The 271-nt window shown below is 70.1% G+C and carries 1 protein-coding gene; it reads left to right on the forward strand.

Going from position 1 to position 271, the window contains the following annotated elements:
- Positions 1-271, forward strand: a 271-nt coding sequence (locus CVH10_RS20680) for a DUF2336 domain-containing protein (RefSeq protein ID WP_146143205.1), incomplete at both ends; no start/stop codon positions are given.

Below are 271 nucleotides of genomic sequence, written 5' to 3' on the forward strand. Positions count from 1 at the left end.
ATCTGCGCGCCGTCTCGGGCCGCGCCGTGGTCTCCGAGGCGGTGTCGGACATCATCATCGAACGCGGCGACGACGACACCCTGGGCGCCCTGTTGCGCAACGACGGCGCCCGCCTGTCGCGCGCGGCGTCCGAGACGGCCGTCGAACGGGCCAAGGCCAATCCCGCCCTGCATGCCGCGACGGTCGAGCGCCAGAGCCTGCCGGTCGACCTGCTGAACGAGATGTATTTCGTGGTCGAGGCCCGGCTGCGTCACCAGATCCTGGAGCAGAA

Source organism: Halomonas sp. ND22Bw, assembly GCF_003011945.1.
GTDB classification, from domain to species: Bacteria; Pseudomonadota; Gammaproteobacteria; order Pseudomonadales; family Halomonadaceae; genus Halomonas; species Halomonas halophila.